The organism is Pseudomonas sp. LBUM1656 (genome assembly GCF_059716065.1).
The window spans coordinates 305,070-324,553 of sequence record NZ_CP166800.1 but is presented as its reverse complement, the minus strand read 5'-3'; the positions used below and the strand labels follow the sequence as shown (position 1 = coordinate 324,553).

Here is a 19,484-nt window from a genome sequence, read left to right as displayed (position 1 = left end):
CAGACGATTCTCAGATCTATTTTCAGATCTGGTGCCGACACCCAAAAAAAAGCCCTCGTAGAAATACGAGGGCTTTGTTGTTGCTGGCGTTTAAAAAACCCGCTCTTAGTGACCAGCGCTCTGCCCACCATCCACATGCAGAATCTCGCCAGTAACAAAATTTGCGCTATCCAGATAAACAACAGCCTGCGCAATGTCACTAATCTCACCCATGTGCCCAACCGGATGCAGATTCCCCAGCGCCTCATGAGTTTCCTCACCATGCATCGGAGTCTTGATGATGCCCGGAGAAACCGCATTCACCCGAATCCCGCGCTTGGCGTACTCAATCGCCAGGGACTTGGTCGCAGCGTTCAAACCACCCTTAGTCAGCGAAGCCAGCACCGAAGGCACACCATCAATCGCGTGATCGACCAGGCTGGTCGTGATGTTCACGACGTGGCCTTTGCCTTGTTTTTCCATCTCGGTGATCGCGAGCTGGGTGATGTAGAAGAAGCCATTCAGGTTTACCGACAGAACGGCGGCATAGTCTTCAGCCGTGTAAGCAGTGAACGGCTTAGCAACGAAGATCCCGGCGTTATTGACCAGGGTATCGATGCGGCCAAAACGGGCGATGGTTTCACGGATCACTTGCTGCGCAACTGCCGGATCGCCGATGTCGCCTGCCACAGTGAGGATGTCCGGGTCGGTGGACGGTTTGATCGAACGCGAAGTGGCGACAACTTTGTAATCCAGATCGCGGAACGCCTTGACCATGCCTGCGCCGAGGCCTTGGGATGCGCCGGTAATAACGATGACTTTTTTCGAATTGCTCATGATGAACCTCAACTAATTAATAATGGTTTGAAAAAACAGGTAATCAGGCTTCGGCGGGGGCGTTGGCCATTTGTCTCAACATCTGTTCGTAGTACTCGACCGACTGCGAACCGGACACCAGGTGACGTCCGTTAAGCACCATGGCCGGCACCGAGTTGATGCCGTGCTGGCGGTAGAACGCTTCAAGTTCACGCACTTCTTTGGCAAACGCGCCGGACGCCAACACCTCTTGAGCAGCCGCTGCATCCAGTCCTGCTTCAGCCGCCAGACGAACCAGCGTCTCGCGATTACTCGGGTTCTCGCCGTCGGCGAAATAGGCTCGCAACAGGATTTTCTTCAGTGCGACCTGCCGCCCTTCCTGCAAGGCCCACAACAACAGCCGATGCGCATCAAACGTGTTGTAGAAGTGAGTGCGCTTCTCCAGATCGAACTTGAAACCGAGGGCCGCGCCACGTTCGATCTGCATCGCTTTACCGGCGGCGACGTCTTCAGCAGTGCGTCCATACTTGCGCATCAAATGCTCGACCGCTTTTTCGCCGACCGCCGGCATGTCCGGGCTCAACTCGAAGGGCTTGTAGGTCAGCTCGACCGAGATTTCCCCGGCCACGTTCTCGATCGCTTGCTCCAGCGCTGTGGCGCCCAAAGCGCACCACGGACACACCACGTCGGAGATGAAATCGATGGAGACGGACGCGGTCATGACTTGCCCTCCGTCTCAGCCAGCTGCTTTCGGTACTGGGTGGTGGTGATGCCGGCGTAGCCCCAGTTATCGGTGTCGACTTCTTCGATCACGATGTGGGTCAGGTGCGGATCCTTCTTCAGGACGCGTTCCAGGGTTTCAGTGATTTCGGCGATCACCTGAGCTTTCTGCTCAGAGGTAACGCCATCGCGGGTGATGCGTACGCTTACGAAAGGCATGAGGACTCTCCAGTGACCTTCCCTTCGGAATGAATGGGTCGGCGTTGGAGCTCAATGTATGGAGTTAGCTGGAGGGGATAAAGGTGGGGGCGGGAACATCATTAGTTACTTGGTGTAATGAGTATACTGGCGCAAGAACAAAAAAGGTTTGCATCAAAAATGATGAGTCGCTAACCTCCGATTATCGTAAATTTTAGATATCAGCCGAAAAGGTGGATGCATATGGCAATTCAATTCTTCGACAGCCCGTTCCATGTCACGCATGACGAGGAGGTCGCCAGCAAAATGGCTCTGAAAATGGAGCTGTCGATCTTCATCACTGACTGCATCAAAAAACTGGGCCTCAAACAGAGTGAGGCCGCAGCCAGGTTGAACATCACCCAATCACGCGTTTCAGAGCTCACCACTGGCAAGATCGAGAAATTTACGATCGATGCAATGATGGACATGCTGGATAAACTCGGCTTTCGCACCACGTTTACCTTGCCATCCAACGATGTCGGCGCGTTACCTCAAATCGTCATTTCACAAGCTCACGCCTGCTAGACATTACATCCCATTTTTCGAAGCTCTCTTTTGAGCTCCTTTAACCGATCTTGCGCAACAGTCATTGCGTGACGATCAGTTCGATTCGTCGTTTTCACGAACGAATGAAGGACGAAAATGGTGTCCGCATACTTCGCAATGTAGATGCATCGATATGCCGGGCTACCATTGATGATCAACTCAATCGCCCCCGCCCCGATTGAACTCAGCTGCTTTATTGCCAGCTCTGGATCCCCGCCGTACTGCACACGCATCAGGTCTTTCCCGAACTCATCCTGAACCCAGCCCGGCAAGTCCCTGTACTCACGAGTTGCTGCTTCACTTACAAAAGCAAATCTCTTCAAATGATGGATTCCTACCTGAAACAGTCGATGCCTTCTCAACGTCCAGTAGACGATTGAAGAGATACTGTTTAGTAGTTATCGCAGGCCTCTTTTTCCGTAGGACTCACCCCCTTTTGATGTAGTCCGTTTTGCTACGTGTCGCATTTTTTCAGTTTCTGCGACACGTTTTGAGGACGTGTCGCTGGCAACGACATGACCGAGTCAAAACGCTCCGGCATTGACAGCCTGGCCCCAGCGATAGGGAGGACTCCGCTCTCATTCATTTCGCGTACAGATTCCAGCAAATCTTTTTGAAACTGATCCAATTCAACGTCCATTCCTGATGCCTGCTGCAGCAAGTCGAGTAGGCCTCAGCAGGCCTTCTTCAAATTATGGAAATTATGGCTGAGCAATAATTATTGCCCAGCCATAAAAATCACTAAAACCTTCAAGCCACGCCACCACCTAGCCACGATTGCGCATCCCTCTCCCTCAAGATACCTTCAGATCGTCGCTGCCAATTCAGCGACCGGGCCTGAGAACCCGGGTAATATGCGCGCGCACCAGCGCCCTAAATCACGATTGCCGGCGTTTTTTTGTGCCTGCATTTCCGTGCAATGGCGGCTGTGCGTGGGAGACCTTCGGGTCTGCCGGGTCGTGCATACCGGTTTCTCAGCCTGCGCACAGCTGCCACCCATTCGCCTGAGAACGAAGGCGGCAGCTCTACTTTGATTTTGGAGTATTGCAAATGCACGCTATTGATCCGTTCAAAACTTCTATCTCTGCCACACCGGTCACCACCCGCCACCGCCCAAAAACCGGAGGTGCCCAATGACCAACCCCCAAGACCTGAAAACCATCGGCCTCACCCCTTTCTCCTACCACGCCAACCAACCGCTGTTCCGCATCAACGCCGGCGTCCCGGTCATCGCAGCCCTCTCCCACGCCTCCGATCTGCTCCACATCGCCAAGCTCCTCGCCTCAGACGCAGCCATGGTGAGAGACACCGATCGCCACGCCTGGGCATCGCATTATTTGCAGGATATGAGTAAGGCGATCATCGATGATGTGGTGAAGGTGTTGGACGCGCCGATGAACAATCGCAATCAGTAACGCCGTCACGTACATCAAAAAACTGCGCGCATAAAAAAGCCCCGAATCAATCGGGGCGTTTTGCATAAGTCGGTCATCGACCCACTGGCTGATTCGGGTGGTATCGATCACTCACGCTACTGTCTATCGGCTCCTCCCCCCGAACCGACTGAGCCACAGCGTCGACAATGGCGGCCCAAATCTCCGGCCTTGCCAGTACAGGCATCTCCTTTGCCAATACGTTGCTCAGCTTCCCTTCGTTCTGCTCTATGGATCGCAAGAGCCGATCAGCCTGTTGATCAGGCATCTCAACGACCTCCTTGATTGCCTGTCTGGCCCTTATGTGGCTGCGCAAATACCGCGACTCTTCACGCATCTGTTCGGTGATGGTGCGGCGAATCACGTTGGACATGAAAACAACGTGTGGCCCCAGGTTCGGATAGCGCCACACCGGGCGGGCCTGATCCTGGCCTGTGAATTCAATATTCGAGACCACGCCGTCAGGATATTGCGTACGCGTATTGGCGAATGCTACCTGGTCTCGTATGCCCTGCATGAGCGGTTTTGAAACCTGATCCAGCACGCTGTCATATAGTCGCCGCTCGGCAGAGTCGTCGGTGATAACAGCTGATATCGGAAGAATTACCGGGTCTGGAATGGCCCCGTCACGACGCAGAATATCGTTGATCAGGAAGCGATGGACCCGGCCGTTGCCGTCGGCCAGCGGATGGATGTACACGAAAGCGAACGCTGCCACAGCACTGCGCATGACCGGGGACTGCCCTTGAGTGCGATTCAGAAAGACGCGAATGCCTTCCAACATCCGCTCCAGATCGCCTTCCGGGGGAGCGACGTAATGGACAATCTCCTGATAACGGACAGTTTCGCCAACAAACACCGGAGATTGCCGAATCCCCATACGTGTCAGTGTGGTCACTGCTCCAAGGATTTCTTCTTGCATCTCAGCCAGTGCAGCATCGGTGAGCGGCAGTTCGCCCTGACCGGTTCGCCGCGCCAACACATCTGCGAAACGCTGAATACGCGTAGAACGGTCCGCCTCCCCTTCAATGGCGAAACTGGCTTTGCTTTCCCTGAGCGTCATCCATGCGGCGGCGCGCAGCAGAAGCGCTTCGCCAAACTCTGCGGTCAGTTGACCAAAGAGGTGAGGCACATCAAGGTCCGCTGCTGACTTGACGGCTGCTGTCTTGACGACGATTGGGCAGAAGTAGCTCGAGCCAGGCAGGTTGTCATTCACTCGCCAACGCGGCACCTTCACCGCCTCTTCGGGTGAAGCCGCCACCAACAGATCGGCGTTGATGGCGTCAACATACTTACCGCCTATTGGTTCTGGCGCCTGCAACTGCTCGCCAGTGAGCCACTCAAATAAGAACGCTGACCTGCGGGCATATTGGCCGGTGGGCTCGTCATTCAACCAGACTTGTAACGGTGCAGGACCCACCTTGGCAAACAGTCTGGTCAAGAACTCAAGGTTCGGAACTTCATGCCGCAGGTGAAATTGCAGATGGGATGAAAAGTCCGGATCGGGGAGCATGTTTTCCGTATAGGTCTCAAGACGAAAACCGTCTTCGACCTGAGTTGACCGTCGGCTACCGACCTGACTTAACACGGGTAGCCGTGCCATCGGCCGCACGTCGAATGTCGTCGCTAGCCAGGCAGCACCGATGGGGTCTACGGGAAACTCGCTCACGTCACACTCCTTTTAAAACCACGGCCAAATCAAACTGCCATAAATGGAGATTAACGATCAAAATCAGGTTTTGCTGCATAAAAATGATTATTTTTCGGTGCTAATGCATAAAAATGAACATTTAGAGCTCTTCAAATTGAGATACACCAATAGAAATGGGCATCGTCGAACTGACCCCAAACGCATAAAAACGATTTTACTTGCACAAAAACGATCATAAATCTGGCTTTTTGCACAAAACCGTTTCGAAATCGGACAATTTCACTGAACCTCTCACACGCTGAAACCCGAAACGTCGCCACCTTTTCATCCAAAAAAAAGCCCCGAATCGGTCGGGGCATTTTTTTGGTGTTAGTCATTTCAGTGGAGATGCAATCAAGCGACGATCACGGTTTCCACAGTGATCTGCTTCAGCGCATAAAACGGTGCAAGCATTGCTTCATCCGCGGAGGCCCCGGTAATCAACCGCCACTCCCGCTCAATCGGCGTCCAATGCTGCTGCCGAGCGCGCCCCAGCTTGTCGGTGTCGGCAAGGACAACAATCTGCGCCGCCCGCTTAATGATGCACTCCTTGAGATACGCCTGCTGCGCACTCGCCTCACACAACCCAAACTCCGCAACCACACCGTCGGCCCCCAGAAAAGCCTTGTCCACACTCAACCGACTCAACGTCAGCTCGGCCAACGGACCCAGCGTGCTCATGCTCGAACCGCGCAGATCGCCACCAATCAACGTCAACCGCACCCCCGGCGCATTGGCCAAAGTCATCACGGCGAGCAGATTGTTGGTCACCACATGCACGTCTTGTCGCGAACACAAATGATGGGCCAGCGCGGCGCAGGTGGTGCCGCCATCGAGCAATACGGTATCGCCATCCTGAACATGAGCTGCCGCCGCCTGGGCGATAGCGTCTTTCTGCTCCCACTGCGACGTCTTGCGTTCTTCAAGCGAAGCTTCCGGCTCGTGAACGCCGACCACCGAAGTGGCGCCGCCATAGGTCCGCACCAGGTGCCGCTGTTTGGCGAGCATGGTCAGGTCGCGTCGCACCGTCGCTTCCGAGACCCCGAGCGCCGCGCTCAATTGCTCGACGTTGGCATCGCCAATGCGTACGAGATCGAGGATGGCGCGGTGGCGTTCGGAGGCTTTCATGGCGGGTCTCGTTGTGTGGACGGTGGTCGATCTTACACGACAGCGCCCGCGCGGCTCATCCCCGTCGCGTGGCGAGCTCCGCCCCCTGACGCAGCGCTTCGAGCAGGCTGCGTTCATCGGCAATGCCCTTGCCGGCGATATCGAAAGCGGTGCCGTGGTCGACCGAGGTGCGAATCACGTCGAGGCCGACGGTCACGTTCACACCGGCTTCAAGCCCCAGCACTTTGACCGGGCCGTGGCCTTGGTCGTGATACATCGCCACCACGAGGTCGAAGTCGCCGCGGCCGGCGCGGAAGAACAGCGTGTCGGCGGGCAATGGGCCGGTGACGTCGAGGCCGCGTTCTTGCAGCAGCTTTACCGCAGGGATGATTTTTTCTTCCTCTTCGCCGTAGCCGAACAAGCCGTTTTCACCGGCATGGGGATTGATCCCGCACACGCCGATGCGTGGTTTGGCGATGCCGGCCTTTATCAACGTTTCGTTGCCGCGTTCGATGGTGCGCTGGACCAGGCCCGGTTCGATCTTGCGGATCGCGTCGATGATGCCGATGTGGGTCGTGACGTGAATCACCCGCAGTTGCGGCGCGACCAGCATCATGGAGACTTCGTCGACGTTGGTCAGGTGCGCGAGCATTTCGGTGTGGCCGGGGTATTTGTGGCCACCGGCGTGCAGCGCTTCCTTGTTCAGCGGCGCGGTGCAGATCGCATCGATCTGTTTGGCCTCGGCGAGTTGCACCGCACGGGCGATGTATTGATAGGCGGCGTCACCGGCGATCGGCGACAGTTCGCCGAACGGCAGGTCGTCGGGGATCAGGTCGAGGTCGATGCAGTCAATGGTGCCGGCCTCGTACAAAGCCTGGGCGGCGTTCTCGATGCGGCGCACTTTGGCGCTGCCACCGACGATGACGTTGGCCTGTTCGAGGCGGCGGGCATCGCCGATCACCAGGGGCCGACATTGTTGGTAGACGATGTCGTGAGTCAGGCTCTTGACGATGATTTCCGGGCCGACACCCGTGGCGTCGCCCATGGTGATGCCGATGATGGGGAGGTAGTTGCTCATAGTGTTCATTCGAGTCCTTGGATTCGTGTGCGTTGGGGCGGGGAGCGATCGGCGCTGTCGCTCAGGTGTTGCCATGCCGCATACAAGGCGTTGTCGGTGCCGAACGCGCCGGCTTTGGTGACGATGCCGGGGCGGTGACCCTGCCGGGAAACGGTCGGGCGGGCGAAGGCGACGCCGGCTTCGATTTCGGTCAGCAGTTGCAGGCTGTCGATGCCGACGGTGGTCAAGATGGCCCGGGCCGTTTCGCCACCCGTGGCGATCAGGCCACCGACCTTGGCGAAGTGTGGTTCGACCAGCACGGCGAGCATGGTCGAGAGTTGCGCGCCCTCTTGCGGATCGAACGCTTCATCGCGCCCGATGCGCAGCAGCAGGTCACTCCAGCCGTCCAGTTGCTCGCCGATGCGCGATTGCCAGAGCACCCAATCGCCATGGGTTGTGCCTTGGCGAAGGACTTCAGGCGGGACGACCAATTCGCTGACGCCGCCACGCTCTTTAAGCAACGCGCACTGTCGCTCGCAGACGCAGGAAAGGCTGCCGACGAGGATCAGAATCGGTGCCTGATTTTTTTGAGGGCATCGGGTTCGATGGCCGTGAAACGTGCTTCTGAGAAATCAGGAAGACTGGCGATTTCTCGCGCCAAGCCACCCGAACCGATCCAGAACAGCGGCTGCTCCATCGATGCGGTCAGGCGGGCGAGGGTCAGCAGGTCGTCTTCAGTTTGCGCATCGACGATCAACGCCTGCGTGCCATTGCCGGCAATTTCAGCGATGTGCCGCTCGGGGGCTTTTTCGTTGCCACGCAAGGTGTCGAGGTCGAGCTTCGCGGTGCTCAGGCCGGCGGCAACGAGCATCGCCTCGACATCGGCCGGACGGTCGGCGTTTTCCAGTTTCCAGGTATCGGTGGTTTCCAGCGGCTGGCCGTTCACGAACACTCGACCGCCGCGCAACGTACGCCCGGTGGCGGGGAACGCCGGGGCGACGATGGCCAAGCCGGCCAACGGCTGCAGGGCGGCGACTTCGGCCGCCCAGTTACCACGCAAGGTCGAATCGATTTTCTTGTACAGGCGCTGCCCGGGTTGATGCAGTGCCTTGAACGCGGCGACGGTGCGCTCAGCGGCCCGCGCCGGGGAGAGACGCCGAGTATCCGTATCGGCGGCAATCACCTGAGCGTCGGCCTTGTCATTCAAGGGGTCGAGCGTGACGACCGTTTGCAGCCCCACGCTCGCGAAGCCGATGGCGCAATCCGCCGCGCCGGACAGATCGTCTGCGATGATCAGAATCTTCATCGCAACGCCTCCTGCTTTTGAGGTTCGATCCCTGGCTCGGGTACGACGACCGGGTTGCGCTGCTGCACGCGTTTGGCGACGGCGGCGGTGAGCAGCGGCGCGAGAATCGCGGTGACCACCACGCAGGCGGCCACCAGAATGGTCGCGCTTTTGGCCGCTTCGGCGTACACCGGATTGGCTGCCGCAATCAGCGCTGGCACGGCGGCGGCATTACCGGCGGTGGTGGCTGCGGCAACACCGGCGACGCCTGTGCCACCGGTCAAGCGGTCGGCGAAGAACAGCGGAATGCCGGTCAGCACAACCACCGCAACGCCCATGCCGAGCCCCAACAAACCGGCCTGCCAGACGTTATGCAAGTCCAGGCTGGCGCCGAGTGCCAGGGCGAAGAACGGGATCATCACCGGAACAGCCTTGGCCAGAAAGTCGCGCATGTCACGGTCGAGATTGCCCAGCAGCATGCCGAGGGCCAGTGGCAGGATGCTGCCCACCAGCGTCGGCCAAGGGAACGCTGACAGGCCGGCGATACCCAGGGTGACCATTGTCAGGAAAGGACCGGACTCCAGCGACATGACCGAGTAGGCACCGACATCCTCAGAGCGGCCGTATTGCCCCATCAGCGCCATGTACAAGCCGCCATTGGTGTCGTTCATCGCCGCGACAACCGCCAGCGTTGAAATACCGGCGAAGAGGCCGGACGAAATCGGCTGCTCACCCAGGAAGTGCCCGAGCACAATGCCGATCAGGACGGCGATGCCGACTTTCGTGATGAGCAGCGTGCCGCCCTTCTTCAACAGATACGGCGTGGCCTTGATATTGATGCTCGCGCCCATGCAGACGTAGAACACCGCGAGGATGGGTAACGCCCCGGTGAACAGTGCATTGGTGAAAGAGCCGAAAAACTTCGGTGTGTCGGGAAGGAATGTAGCCACCAGCGAACCGATCAGCAGCGGGACAATCATCATGCCGCCAGGGATGCGTTCAATGGTGCGCTTGATAGGAATTTGGGCCACGAGGGTCTCCTTTTATAATTGTTTGGTAAGACGTTTATCACCTCGAAAACTGACCGGATCGATCACTTTATGATTGAGTCAGTCAAAATTATCTTAAGAGATCGTTCGCAATTGCGCAAACCAATCATTCAAATGATCGTTTTGATCATTTGTGGCGGATGAGACCTCTTTCTAAAAGCAGCCTTTCTGGCTAATGCGGATCAGTTAAGCAATTTCCGCGGCAACGCAATTTTTTGTAGCAGCTGGCGAAGCCTGCGTCCGGCTGCGCAGCAGTCGTAAAACCTGAATTTACGGTCTTCCTGAAACACCACATCGTCTGATTTCACGCCTGCTGCGCAGCCGAACGCAGGCTTCGCCAGCTGCTACCGATCGCGTTACGACCTAATTAACTGGCATTAGCCTCTCAGGCTGCTTTTTTATTGGCGAAAAAAAGCCCCGAACCAGTCAGGGCTTTGCCTCCCGTTTCGCTTTCACCTCTGCATGTCCTCAATCGAGTCGAACTGCTGGCAAAATTCTCGTGCTTCTTTCGCAGGAAAAAACCCCACAACGCAGTGAGTTTCAACAAAAAAAAATGCCCAAACCTCCCGGTCCGAGCATTTTTTTGACCCTGATCACCCACCCCTCCCCTAAAACCTCGACTCTATGTAAGCCTCCAGCCATCGGACGCAGCATCATTTCGCTACTAAACTCGGGACAAGCGTGTTCATGTGCAGGATTATAGCCAGCACGTATCGCCCAACCGGCGGCCAGGTACTCAACAATAGCCAGCCCACTTTAGAGGGCATTACCCAATGGATAGCAGAACCCTACGCAACCTGATGCGCATTGTGCAGACCGGCTCTTTGTCGGCGGCGGCAGAGCATTCCTGTTTAACCGTGCAGGCGTTGGCCGCGCAGTTGAACAAGGTCGAAGAGCAGTTCGGTTTTCGGTTGTTTCGTCGCTCCAACAAGGGGTTGACCCTGACTCCGCAAGGCACGGAACTCACGCCTTACATGGACAAGGTGTTGGTTGCCACGCGGCAACTGGAAGAAAAAGTGGCCGCGCTGAAGGTGCCTGGGCAGCGCACGCTCAAGGTGGCGCTGAACACCACGCTGTCGGCTGACTTCAATCGGCGAATGATCGGACGCCTGATTGAGGTGTTTCCCGACTATCAGCTGGAATTCAGCTACGCCGAGTCGATGGAAAACCTCAGCAAGCTGAAGAATGAAGACTTCGACCTGGCGGTGCTGATCGGCCCGCAGAAGCCGGGGCTGCCCAGCATCATCCTGCCTGACGTCCAGGTGCAGGTGGTCGGTGCGCATTGCGGTCAGGAACATGATCCGCTGGTGTTGCTCGGCAACAAGTTTCAGGTGCGTCCGGCGGATGACTGTCCGTATTCCCACAGCTTCTTGCGCTTTCTCGACGCCGGTCTCGGCAATTACGAGTCGGGCAAGCGGATGGTGTACTCGTGCAGCGAAACCCTGACGTTGTCGTTGATCACGCAAATGGACGGCCTCGGCATGGTTTCGCGGGATGCGGCCCAGCGAAACGGCCTGACCATTTTCCCTGGCTTCGAGGATGCCCTCGAAGTGCGGCTGGCGATCAATAATCCGGAGTTGTCGGGGCAGGCCTTGCACGATGTGGTCGACCTCCCGCTACATGAACGAGCCGAGCGCAATGTACGCAGCCGTTCCCACCGCAACGGAGAGAAAGAGGTTTTTGCTGAAATACGCACATAACAACGTCGGAATCGCGGCATAAAATTCCGGGCGATCGAGCTGCACGTGCTGATCCTTGATCAACAACGGCGTGAGGCTGATTGCAGCGACGATCGCCACCGGCAAGTATTCCAGCGCCCGGGCGACGAAGGGCGGCCAATGGTCGGTGTTCACTTGCAGCGGCAACGCGCGCGGCAGGAAGGTCACGGCCATCATCAACGCGACCACCAGAATCAGGAACGTTTGGTCAGGCATACGCCCACCCCGCAGCCCACGAAGGTGGCGATGAAGACGTTGAAAGGCGAGCTGCCGACCAGGCTCAGTGCGCCCATGCAAGCGACGGCGGCCAGTGCGGCGATGAGTTTGTTGCGCGTGTTGCACAGCGACACCAGCACGTAGAGCATCATCGCGGTCAGCGCGTAGTCGAGCTGATACTTGATCAGGTGCGCCGCGTACTGCGCGCAAATCGCCCCCAGCAAACCGCCGAGCACCCACGAGGTGTGGCAATACAGATTAAAGCCGATCAGGTAACGCACGTTGACCGGCGAGCCCTTGCCCAGTTTGACGCTGTGAAAAGCGAACGACTCATCGGTCAGCCCGCCCGCGTAACACCAACGCTCAAACCTACTGAGCCCCATCGCCTGCAACGCCTTGGCCATGTAAACCGACATCAGCATGTGCCGCGCATTGATCAGAAACGTGGTGAGGATGATGGTGGTGAGCGAAGCGCCGCTGGAAATCAGCGCCAGGGCGGCGAACTGTGAAGCGCCGGCATACACGAACAGGCACATGGCAACTGGCAGCCACACGGGCAACCCGGCATTCACCGCCATCAAACCGAACACAAACGACACCGTGAAGTAACCCGCAACCACCGGGCTGGCTTCGGCGAAAGTGCGCGACGCGTGCGGTTCGACCATCAGCGGCTGGCTGCTGGACGTCTCATTCATAGGTCCCTCTCAAATGTTCTTTCGCCGCGCGGTTCGCAAAAACCCTGGGCGCTCCAAAAGCGTTGGCCGGCAAGGTTAGCATCGTCGACAAACAGGAACATGCGCAGCACACCCACGCGCTTCATGTCCGAGGACGCCGCTTCAACCAGGCGTTGGCCGACGCCCTGGCTTCGGTAATCCGGGCTCACTGCAAGGTGGTTGATCGTGCCGCGACTGCCGAGCATTCCGCCCAACACCGCGCCGACGATTTCGCCGCTGACATCCAGTGCGATAAACGCGGTGGTGGTTTTCTGCACCAGCACACCGCGCAGGCATTTGGCGTCCTGCCATTCACAGAAAGACACTTCTTCGAATTGCCGAAAGAAGCGTTCCAGGCGCTGTGCATCCTTGGCCGTGGTGCGCCGCAGCATCACCGGTGCGGGGCACTCGGCGAGGCTGCTTACGGCGTTGTACTGTTCAGCGAACAATGTCGAAAGCGGTCCCGGGCCGCGAGAAAGAGATCGCCAGAATCTGCCGGTACGCCATGTCGTGAGAATGGGTATTGCGTGCCGGTGTCACGTAGTGACGCATGTCGCGATCGAGAAAGTAGGTGGTGTCGAGGATTTCCTGATACGTCGTCGAGGCCAGGTGTTCCTGGTTTTCCGTGTCGTACAAACGGCTCTCCGCCCCCTCAACGTTATTGCGTCCCCAGAAGTGCACGCCGCTGAACGGATAACCATCGCAGTGAATCCCTTCCGGGGTGATTTCAAGTTGTTTGCCAGGCTTGATCTCGATGCGGATCTGATGAATCTGGCATTGCCAGATTTCATCGTGCAACTCGGGTGGCAACACGTTTTTGTACACTTCGAAGTCGGTGTCGATCAGGCTGCGCATTACCGGCGAACTGATGATTTCATCGGAGAAATCCTGGAAGTGCCGAACCATCCCGCCCACGTAGCTGTTGTTGGCCTTGGACTGAACATAGGCGCGGTGTTCCAGTTGCTTCAGGTCGCGCGTGACCGGGTTGTATTCGAAATCGCTGTAGCGACGATAACGCATGCCCGCCTCGGCCTGACCGTAGTAACTGTCCGGCTCCATGTTTTCCCAACTTCTGGTCAATCTGACGAAATCGTTGAAATGACCGAAAAGATTGAAGTCAGCACCCCGGACGTTGGCATATTTGTCACGCCGTAGAAATTCGCCCACTTCTTTGTTCAAAACGATCATTTTCAAAATCTCCGTACATTTAGCAGCCTAATCTAGAGAGCGCAGGATTTACGTCCATGAGAAAGAATTTGAGGCATATCAAGCGCTGCTTGAAGCGGAGCATGAGGTAGCTTTAATTCGACTTTTCACGATCGAAAATGGCCTTTTTATGCGCTTTTCAACGGTTATCAGGCGAAAAAAAACCCCGAGCCAGTCGGGGTTTTTAGCGAGTGTCAGCCACTCAATCGATCATCAGAAGATGTTGATCGGGTAATCCACGAACACACGCACTTCGTTACCGCTGACGTTGTACTCGCTGGATTTCTGCGATACACGCAGGATCGAGCTGCGCAGTTTCACGCTCAGGTCTTTGGCCGGGCCGCTTTGCACGACGTACTTGAACTGGTTGAAGATTTCACGCTCGGTGCCGCCTTCGCTGGTGGACGTGGTGATGTTGTCACCGCGCACGTAGGCGAAGTTGTAGCTCAGGCCAGGAACGCCGAATGCGGTGAAGTCCAGGCCGTAGCCCAACTGCCAGCTGCGCTCGTCTTCAGCGTTGAAGTCGGACCAGTAGGAGTTCGCCAGGTAAATGGTGTTTCCACCGTCGCCGACACGACCTTGATCCTTCTGATAGCCGCCGTAGGCGTAGCCCAGGTTGCTGTCGCCAGTGCTGCGCTGGTGACCGAGGGTGAACGAGTGCGGGCCGGTGGCGAAGGTCGCGGCCAGGCTCCAGATCTTGTTGTCGTCGCCGGTAGCGCCGCTTTCACGGACGTAGGAATCATCCAGCTTGGTGCGATAGCCGTTGAAGTCCAGGGTCAGGGACTGATCCTTGTCGATCGGGAACACGTAGTTGGCGTTCACGTATTGCTTCTTCAGCACGTCTTCGACGTCGGATGCGTAGAGCGCAGCCTTGAATTGTTCGGTGAACTGGTAGCTACCGCCCAACACGTTGATCGACTTCAGGCCACCACTGTCACGGCCTTCAGCGCTTTTGCGCGACTCGGCGGTGAAACGACCGGCGTTCAGCTCCAGGCCTTTGATTTCCCGGGAGGTGATCAAGGTGCCGGTGTAGCTTTCTGGCAGCAGGCGCACGTTGTCGTAGCTCAGCACCGGCAGGGCCGGCATCTGGTCGCCGTAGGTCAGCGTGGTGCTGGAAACACGGAATTTGACCGCTGCGCCGCCCTTCGACAGGTCGTCAGCCGCGTTGCCGCTGTCGCCCTTTTTAAAGAAGTCGATACCTTGTGCGCCGGTGCGACCCTTGCCGCCATCCAGACGCAGCGCGTACAGACCGAAAGCATCCACACCGACACCGACGGTGCCTTGGGTGAAGCCGGACGAGAACGTGCCGATGGCCGCTTGGCCCCATTCGGCTTTGTCCGGACGACCGTCTTTGTAATCACGATTCATGTAGGCGTTGCGCAGCAGCACTTTGAGGCTGCTGTCTTCAACAAATCCCTTGGATTCGGCCTGGTCGTTAGCCATGGCCTGTGTAGCGCTCAACATCCCCAGAGCGATCAGGCTGATTCGCTTATTCAACATTTTGTTTTTTTCCTTATTACCGGTTGATACGCGCTGTGTCGAACGGCTGAAATGGCGCTATCGCGCTCTTTTTTCACCCCAAAGCAAAAAAGGCCCGCCCACGAGAAAATCGTGGCGGGCCTTTTTATTATTTTGTGAGTCATGGCGGTTAGCCACAGGCGTTGGACGGGATCGTATCCGCGCCCTCAGCGGTGTGTCAATTTCATGAATCGTCTATGAAAAGGCGAAAATCGTCTAAGCAATTACTTGCCAGCGATCGCCTGTTGCACCGTATGGCTGTCGACGAACTGTTCGAAGTGGGTGACTTTACCGTCCGCCAAAGTCCACAAATGCGCCACGCGAGCATTCATCGGACGGCCAGTGACCTTGTAGACTCCGCTGTAATTGCCGTAGGCAAACACCTTATCGCCTTGTGCGACGTAGTCCTCGATCTTCAACTGAAAATCATCCCATTCGCTGCCCAGTCGCTTGAACACGTTCTCGACGATGGCATCGACACCCACGTAGGTGCCGGCGTAAGGAAAGCCTGCCGCCTCGGTCCAGCGGACATCAGCGGCCAGGGCCACCGCGGTGTTGCGTGCGTTTTCCTGGGAGTTGGCGCCTTCGTAGGTGCTTTTGATCAGGCTCAGGTTGTCCATGGTGACTCCGGATGAATTCAAGGGGCGCAGCCGTCGATGCCACAGACTTGTACGGGGGCTGACGACGTTTGTGCAGGAAGTGATTGGCTTAACCATTGCGCGAATGCTTGCGGCTTGCCGAGCCAGGGGCCGATATCGATCAGGGTGAATTGGCCATCCTGTTCAAGGACGAAAGTCGGAAAACCCTGGCCGCCGACCTTGGCCAAGAGTGCGCGGCTCTCCCTGACATGGCGATCGGTTTCTACTGCTTTGAATGCCAGCTGGAAGGCTACGGGCTCGAGGCCGAGATCATTGGCAAGCTCCACCAAAACCGCTTCATCGGCGATGCGCCCACCTTCCACGTAATGAGCCGTCTGCAAACGCCCCAGCAACTCAAGTCCGCGCCCCGCTACCTCTTCGGCGGCCAACACTGCCGCAATCGGCGGTGTGGAATCGAACACAGCGGTGTCATCGCGCAACAGACCTTCGAAATACGCTTCGCCAAAAGGCTGGCCGGTGTACTCGGCGATGCGGCGGTCGTGGGGCATCACGTAGTTGCGCAACTGGGGCGAAACGGTTTGGCGGTTGGCGCCGCTCATCATGCCGCCGCCGTGAGCGATCACCGGCAGCACGCCTTGGGCCGCTTGCACCAACGGCTTGGCGCCGTAGCACCAGCCGCATAAAGGGTCGTAAATGTAGTGAAGGATCAAGGGAAGACTCCGGCAGCCAATCAGGGAAATTCGATGCCGGCAGATTAATCCCCAGACCGTTGCGGAAAAACGCTGGAATGGCTTTCAGTCTGTTTCATGAATCGGTCGAATCCCCTCGCCAAGCCTCTGTAGCAATCTCGACACAACTCGAAACAATCAAACAGCGGAACTTTTCAAGAATAATTAACGAAAGTAAATAACAAGCATTACCATTCGCGCCCTCGAATTCTTCCACCCTTTCGGATGCGCTTCAGATGCCTGCCCCCTTCCGCCTTACGCCCGTCACCCTTGGGCTTTCTGCTTTTCTGTCTGCCGGTTTCACCTGCGCCGCGACCACCGTTTTACCCGAAACCTCGATCAGTGCCGAAGCCGAAGCCGACGACCCGCGAGTGAAGGAAACCAGCACCGCAACCCGCACCGCGACACCGGTACGCTACGTGCCTCAAGCCATCGACTCGATTAAAACCTCGAACGTCGTGGATTACGGCACCAATGATCTGGGCACTGCGTTAAGCGGCATCCCCAACGTCAGCAGCGGCGCCGACACCCGTTTCGACAGCCTGCGCATCCGCGGTTTCGACGCCAGCAACGACTTCTACCTCGATGGCATTCGCGACGACAGCCAATACGTGCGCGACTTGCACAACATCGAGCACATCGAAGTCCTCAAGGGCCCGGCGGCCGTATTATATGGCCGTGGCAGCCAGGGCGGGATCGTCAACCGGGTTAGTAAACTGCCCGAGTTCGGCCGCCGTTCGACCGTCGAAGCCCAAGGCGGCAGCGATGATTTGCGCAGCCTTTATGCCGACCTCAGCACCGATCCGTCCGAGAACATCAGCCTGCGCCTGAACATGGGCAACATGGATCAGAACAGCTTCCGTGATGGCGTCAGTGGCAACCGCCAACTGTTCGCGCCGTCGATGAGCTGGCAACTGACGCCGGACCTGAACTGGCTGGTGCAGTACGAATACAGCCGCTACAACCGTACGCCGGATCGCGGTGTTCCTGGGGTAAACGGACGCCCGGCAGACGTGGGACGCGATACGACCTACGGCAGCGACCACGATTTCATCGACGACAAGTCGCAATCCCTACGCTCCAAACTCAGCTATGAACTCAGCGACAACTGGCAACTGCGCCACACGCTGGGCGTGTTCAAGCTCGACAGCGATTTCGACAACACGTACCTGACCGGTTACACCCCGGCCACCAACAAGGTCACGCGCCAGCACTGGCAGCAGGACCTGACCACCCGCAATGTCTACAACAACGTCGAGCTGGAAGGGGGGTTCGACACCTTCGGCCTGGAGCACCGCCTGCTGACCGGCATCGAGATTGGCAGCCAGCGCCGCGATCCGACCTTGTACACCGCGGCCACTTCCGGGCGGGGCAGCTCACCGGTGCCGGCGCTGGACCTGTACAACCCGAATCGCGATTTGCGCCATACCGGGCGCATGCAGGTGTCCAGCGACAACCACACCGAAGTCGAAAGCCGTGCGGTGTATGTGCAGGATCAATTGCGCCTGAACGATCAATGGCAACTGCTGGCCGGTTTGCGCTACGACACCTTCGACATCGAATCGACCAACAAGCTGCGCAACATTTCCGAAGACCGTGACAGCCACAGCACCAGCCCGCGTGTAGGCCTGGTCTGGACGCCGCTGCAGAATCATTCCTTCTATGCGTCATGGACCAAGACGTTCTCGCCGGTGGGCGGCGGGTTGATCGGCATCACCCCGGGCGTTGCCGGTAACAGCAACGATTTGAGCCCGGAGCTGACCAAGCAGAAGGAAATCGGTGTGAAGAGCGACTGGCTCGACGACCGCCTGAGCACCACCCTGGCAATCTACGAACTGGAACTCTACAACCGCCGCACCAGCGATCCGCTCAATCCGACCATCACGTTGCTCTCGGGCCTGCAACGTTCCCGCGGGATCGAGCTGACCGGCACCGGCAAAATCGCCGGCAACTGGTACGTGCGCGGTGGCGTGGGCGTGCAGGACGCGACGGTCGAGAAGGATAACAACGGCTTTGAGGGTAAGCGCATCAGCAACGTGGCCAAGCACAACGGCAGCCTGTTCCTGACCTGGAAACCGGAAATGGGCTGGTATGCGGAGACCGGTTTGACCCTGGTGGGCCAGCGTTATGCCGACAACCTCAACACCGTCGTGCTGCCGGGTTATGGCCGTTGGGATGCACTGGCCGGATTCCGACAGAAGGATTGGGACTTGCGCGCGGCGCTGAACAACATCAGCGACAAGACCTATTACTCGTCGGCTACCAGCGCCGCACAGATTCAACCGGGCGAACCGCGTAGCCTGGTCGTGACTGGCACCTACAGTTTCTAAACACTGATTACCGGGTGTTGATCGTTCCCACGCTCCGCGTGGGAATGCCTCATCGGACGCTCTGCGTCCGCTCTTGGGACGCGGAGCGTCCCGGGCTGCATTCCCACGCAGAGCGTGGGAACGATCATGGGTACAAAACCATCGCCCATAAAAAAGCGCCGCCATCCCGGCAGCGCTTTTATCAATCCTTTGTTTTTTCTTCTTATCCTTCCATCACATCCCACAACGCTTCCAGTTCCGCCTCGCTGAATAAACCAGCGGGGTAACGCTCGATCATCATCCGGCGCGGATCAGGTTCTCTGATCTGACGCGTTCCATTGGACTTCAACCAGTGCGCCAGGACCTGGAGCGATTCGCTGTTTACTGCCAGGGGATGCAACGCCCGCTCGCTCACTACGTTCACTTCGGCGTTCATTTCAGCGCTCTCTCCTGGTTCGTGAGCGGCTAACTTATCCAAGGTTTATGACAGAACATCGCAGTCCTCCCCCTCCCTGTTTTACACCTTGGGAGATACAAGAGCTGTGCCAACGTTTC

22 protein-coding genes are annotated in these 19,484 nt (G+C 57.5%); 4 read left to right on the top strand and 18 right to left on the bottom strand.

The window, feature by feature from the left end:
• Positions 1-105 precede the first annotated feature (105 nt).
• From ACA072_RS01485 to ACA072_RS01475, 3 genes are read right to left on the bottom strand one after another with little or no spacing between them, the layout of a single operon-like run.
• A complete protein-coding gene (locus tag ACA072_RS01485; RefSeq protein WP_438661586.1) occupies positions 106-816 on the bottom strand; it encodes an SDR family NAD(P)-dependent oxidoreductase in 711 nt (236 codons plus the stop codon).
• A gap of 43 nt (positions 817-859) precedes the next feature.
• A complete protein-coding gene (locus ACA072_RS01480) occupies positions 860-1,516 on the bottom strand; it encodes a DsbA family oxidoreductase (protein ID WP_497622658.1) in 657 nt (218 codons plus the stop codon).
• Positions 1,513-1,734 carry a tautomerase family protein gene (locus ACA072_RS01475; protein ID WP_497622656.1) on the bottom strand — a complete coding sequence of 74 codons (222 nt, stop codon included), beginning with the start codon at positions 1,732-1,734 and terminating at the stop codon, positions 1,513-1,515. Before ACA072_RS01475 ends, ACA072_RS01480 begins: the two co-directional genes overlap by 4 nt.
• Before the next feature lie 222 nt (positions 1,735-1,956).
• Here ACA072_RS01475 and ACA072_RS01470 point away from each other — a divergent pair, with 222 nt between their 5' ends.
• On the top strand, positions 1,957-2,280 hold the full coding sequence (locus ACA072_RS01470) for a helix-turn-helix domain-containing protein (protein ID WP_497622655.1): 324 nt from the start codon (positions 1,957-1,959) through the stop codon (positions 2,278-2,280).
• Here ACA072_RS01470 and ACA072_RS01465 read toward each other — a convergent pair.
• Positions 2,277-2,624, bottom strand: a complete 348-nt coding sequence (locus ACA072_RS01465) for a type II toxin-antitoxin system RelE/ParE family toxin (protein WP_497622653.1) — start codon at positions 2,622-2,624, stop codon at positions 2,277-2,279. The genes ACA072_RS01470 and ACA072_RS01465 overlap by 4 nt on opposite strands.
• Positions 2,625-3,434: 810 nt before the next feature.
• On the opposite strand from ACA072_RS01465, the gene ACA072_RS01460 reads away from it, so the two are divergent.
• Entirely contained in the window at positions 3,435-3,716 is a 282-nt protein-coding gene (locus tag ACA072_RS01460) for a DUF3077 domain-containing protein (RefSeq protein ID WP_497622651.1), read from the top strand.
• A gap of 73 nt (positions 3,717-3,789) precedes the next feature.
• Here ACA072_RS01460 and ACA072_RS01455 read toward each other — a convergent pair whose 3' ends face one another.
• From ACA072_RS01455 to ACA072_RS01430, 6 genes are all read right to left on the bottom strand, one after another.
• On the bottom strand, positions 3,790-5,403 hold the full coding sequence (locus tag ACA072_RS01455; RefSeq protein ID WP_497622649.1) for a Fic family protein: 1,614 nt from the start codon (positions 5,401-5,403) through the stop codon (positions 3,790-3,792).
• A 375-nt stretch (positions 5,404-5,778) separates the two neighbouring features.
• Positions 5,779-6,552, bottom strand: a complete 774-nt coding sequence (locus ACA072_RS01450) for a DeoR/GlpR family DNA-binding transcription regulator (RefSeq protein ID WP_497622647.1) — start codon at positions 6,550-6,552, stop codon at positions 5,779-5,781.
• Positions 6,553-6,607: 55 nt separating this feature from the next.
• Positions 6,608-7,609, bottom strand: coding sequence for a 4-hydroxythreonine-4-phosphate dehydrogenase PdxA (pdxA, locus tag ACA072_RS01445; protein WP_497624932.1), 1,002 nt, complete (start codon positions 7,607-7,609; stop codon positions 6,608-6,610).
• 5 nt (positions 7,610-7,614) lie between these two features.
• Complete coding sequence (locus tag ACA072_RS01440) at positions 7,615-8,109, bottom strand: nucleotide-binding domain containing protein (RefSeq protein WP_497622645.1); 495 nt, start codon at positions 8,107-8,109, stop codon at positions 7,615-7,617.
• 44 nt (positions 8,110-8,153) lie between these two features.
• Positions 8,154-8,894, bottom strand: a complete 741-nt coding sequence (locus ACA072_RS01435) for a four-carbon acid sugar kinase family protein (protein WP_497622644.1) — start codon at positions 8,892-8,894, stop codon at positions 8,154-8,156.
• Entirely contained in the window at positions 8,891-9,904 is a 1,014-nt protein-coding gene (locus ACA072_RS01430) for a 2-keto-3-deoxygluconate permease (RefSeq protein ID WP_497622642.1), read from the bottom strand. Before ACA072_RS01430 ends, ACA072_RS01435 begins: the two co-directional genes overlap by 4 nt.
• A gap of 791 nt (positions 9,905-10,695) precedes the next feature.
• On the opposite strand from ACA072_RS01430, the gene ACA072_RS01425 reads away from it, so the two are divergent.
• Complete coding sequence (locus ACA072_RS01425; protein ID WP_497449755.1) at positions 10,696-11,622, top strand: LysR family transcriptional regulator; 927 nt, start codon at positions 10,696-10,698, stop codon at positions 11,620-11,622.
• On the opposite strand, the gene ACA072_RS01420 is transcribed toward ACA072_RS01425, so the two are convergent.
• The 7 genes from ACA072_RS01420 to ACA072_RS01390 all read right to left on the bottom strand — a co-directional run bounded on the left by ACA072_RS01420 (position 11,539) and on the right by ACA072_RS01390 (position 16,602).
• A complete protein-coding gene (locus ACA072_RS01420; protein ID WP_094469616.1) occupies positions 11,539-11,856 on the bottom strand; it encodes an AzlD domain-containing protein in 318 nt (105 codons plus the stop codon). The two genes, ACA072_RS01425 and ACA072_RS01420, sit on opposite strands and share 84 nt — an antisense overlap.
• On the bottom strand, positions 11,835-12,551 hold the full coding sequence (locus ACA072_RS01415; RefSeq protein ID WP_131061304.1) for an AzlC family ABC transporter permease: 717 nt from the start codon (positions 12,549-12,551) through the stop codon (positions 11,835-11,837). The genes ACA072_RS01420 and ACA072_RS01415 overlap by 22 nt, the downstream gene beginning before the upstream one ends.
• A complete protein-coding gene (locus ACA072_RS01410) occupies positions 12,548-12,961 on the bottom strand; it encodes a GNAT family N-acetyltransferase (protein WP_178082335.1) in 414 nt (137 codons plus the stop codon). Before ACA072_RS01410 ends, ACA072_RS01415 begins: the two co-directional genes overlap by 4 nt.
• Positions 12,962-13,007: 46 nt before the next feature.
• Entirely contained in the window at positions 13,008-13,757 is a 750-nt protein-coding gene (locus tag ACA072_RS01405; RefSeq protein ID WP_094469618.1) for a 2OG-Fe dioxygenase family protein, read from the bottom strand.
• Between the two features lie 231 nt (positions 13,758-13,988).
• Positions 13,989-15,275 carry an OprD family porin gene (locus tag ACA072_RS01400; protein WP_497622639.1) on the bottom strand — a complete coding sequence of 429 codons (1,287 nt, stop codon included), beginning with the start codon at positions 15,273-15,275 and terminating at the stop codon, positions 13,989-13,991.
• A gap of 242 nt (positions 15,276-15,517) precedes the next feature.
• Positions 15,518-15,913, bottom strand: a complete 396-nt coding sequence (locus tag ACA072_RS01395; protein WP_497622637.1) for a nuclear transport factor 2 family protein — start codon at positions 15,911-15,913, stop codon at positions 15,518-15,520.
• A gap of 17 nt (positions 15,914-15,930) precedes the next feature.
• Positions 15,931-16,602 carry a DsbA family protein gene (locus tag ACA072_RS01390; protein WP_497622635.1) on the bottom strand — a complete coding sequence of 224 codons (672 nt, stop codon included), beginning with the start codon at positions 16,600-16,602 and terminating at the stop codon, positions 15,931-15,933.
• A 254-nt stretch (positions 16,603-16,856) separates the two neighbouring features.
• On the opposite strand from ACA072_RS01390, the gene ACA072_RS01385 reads away from it, so the two are divergent.
• Positions 16,857-18,950, top strand: coding sequence for a TonB-dependent receptor (locus tag ACA072_RS01385; RefSeq protein WP_497622633.1), 2,094 nt, complete (start codon positions 16,857-16,859; stop codon positions 18,948-18,950).
• Positions 18,951-19,152: 202 nt separating this feature from the next.
• Here ACA072_RS01385 and ACA072_RS01380 read toward each other — a convergent pair whose 3' ends face one another.
• The gene (locus ACA072_RS01380) at positions 19,153-19,365 is read right to left on the bottom strand and encodes a hypothetical protein (protein ID WP_094469623.1); all 213 of its coding nucleotides are present in this window, start codon (positions 19,363-19,365) and stop codon (positions 19,153-19,155) included.
• Between the last annotated feature and the right edge of the window lie 119 nt (positions 19,366-19,484).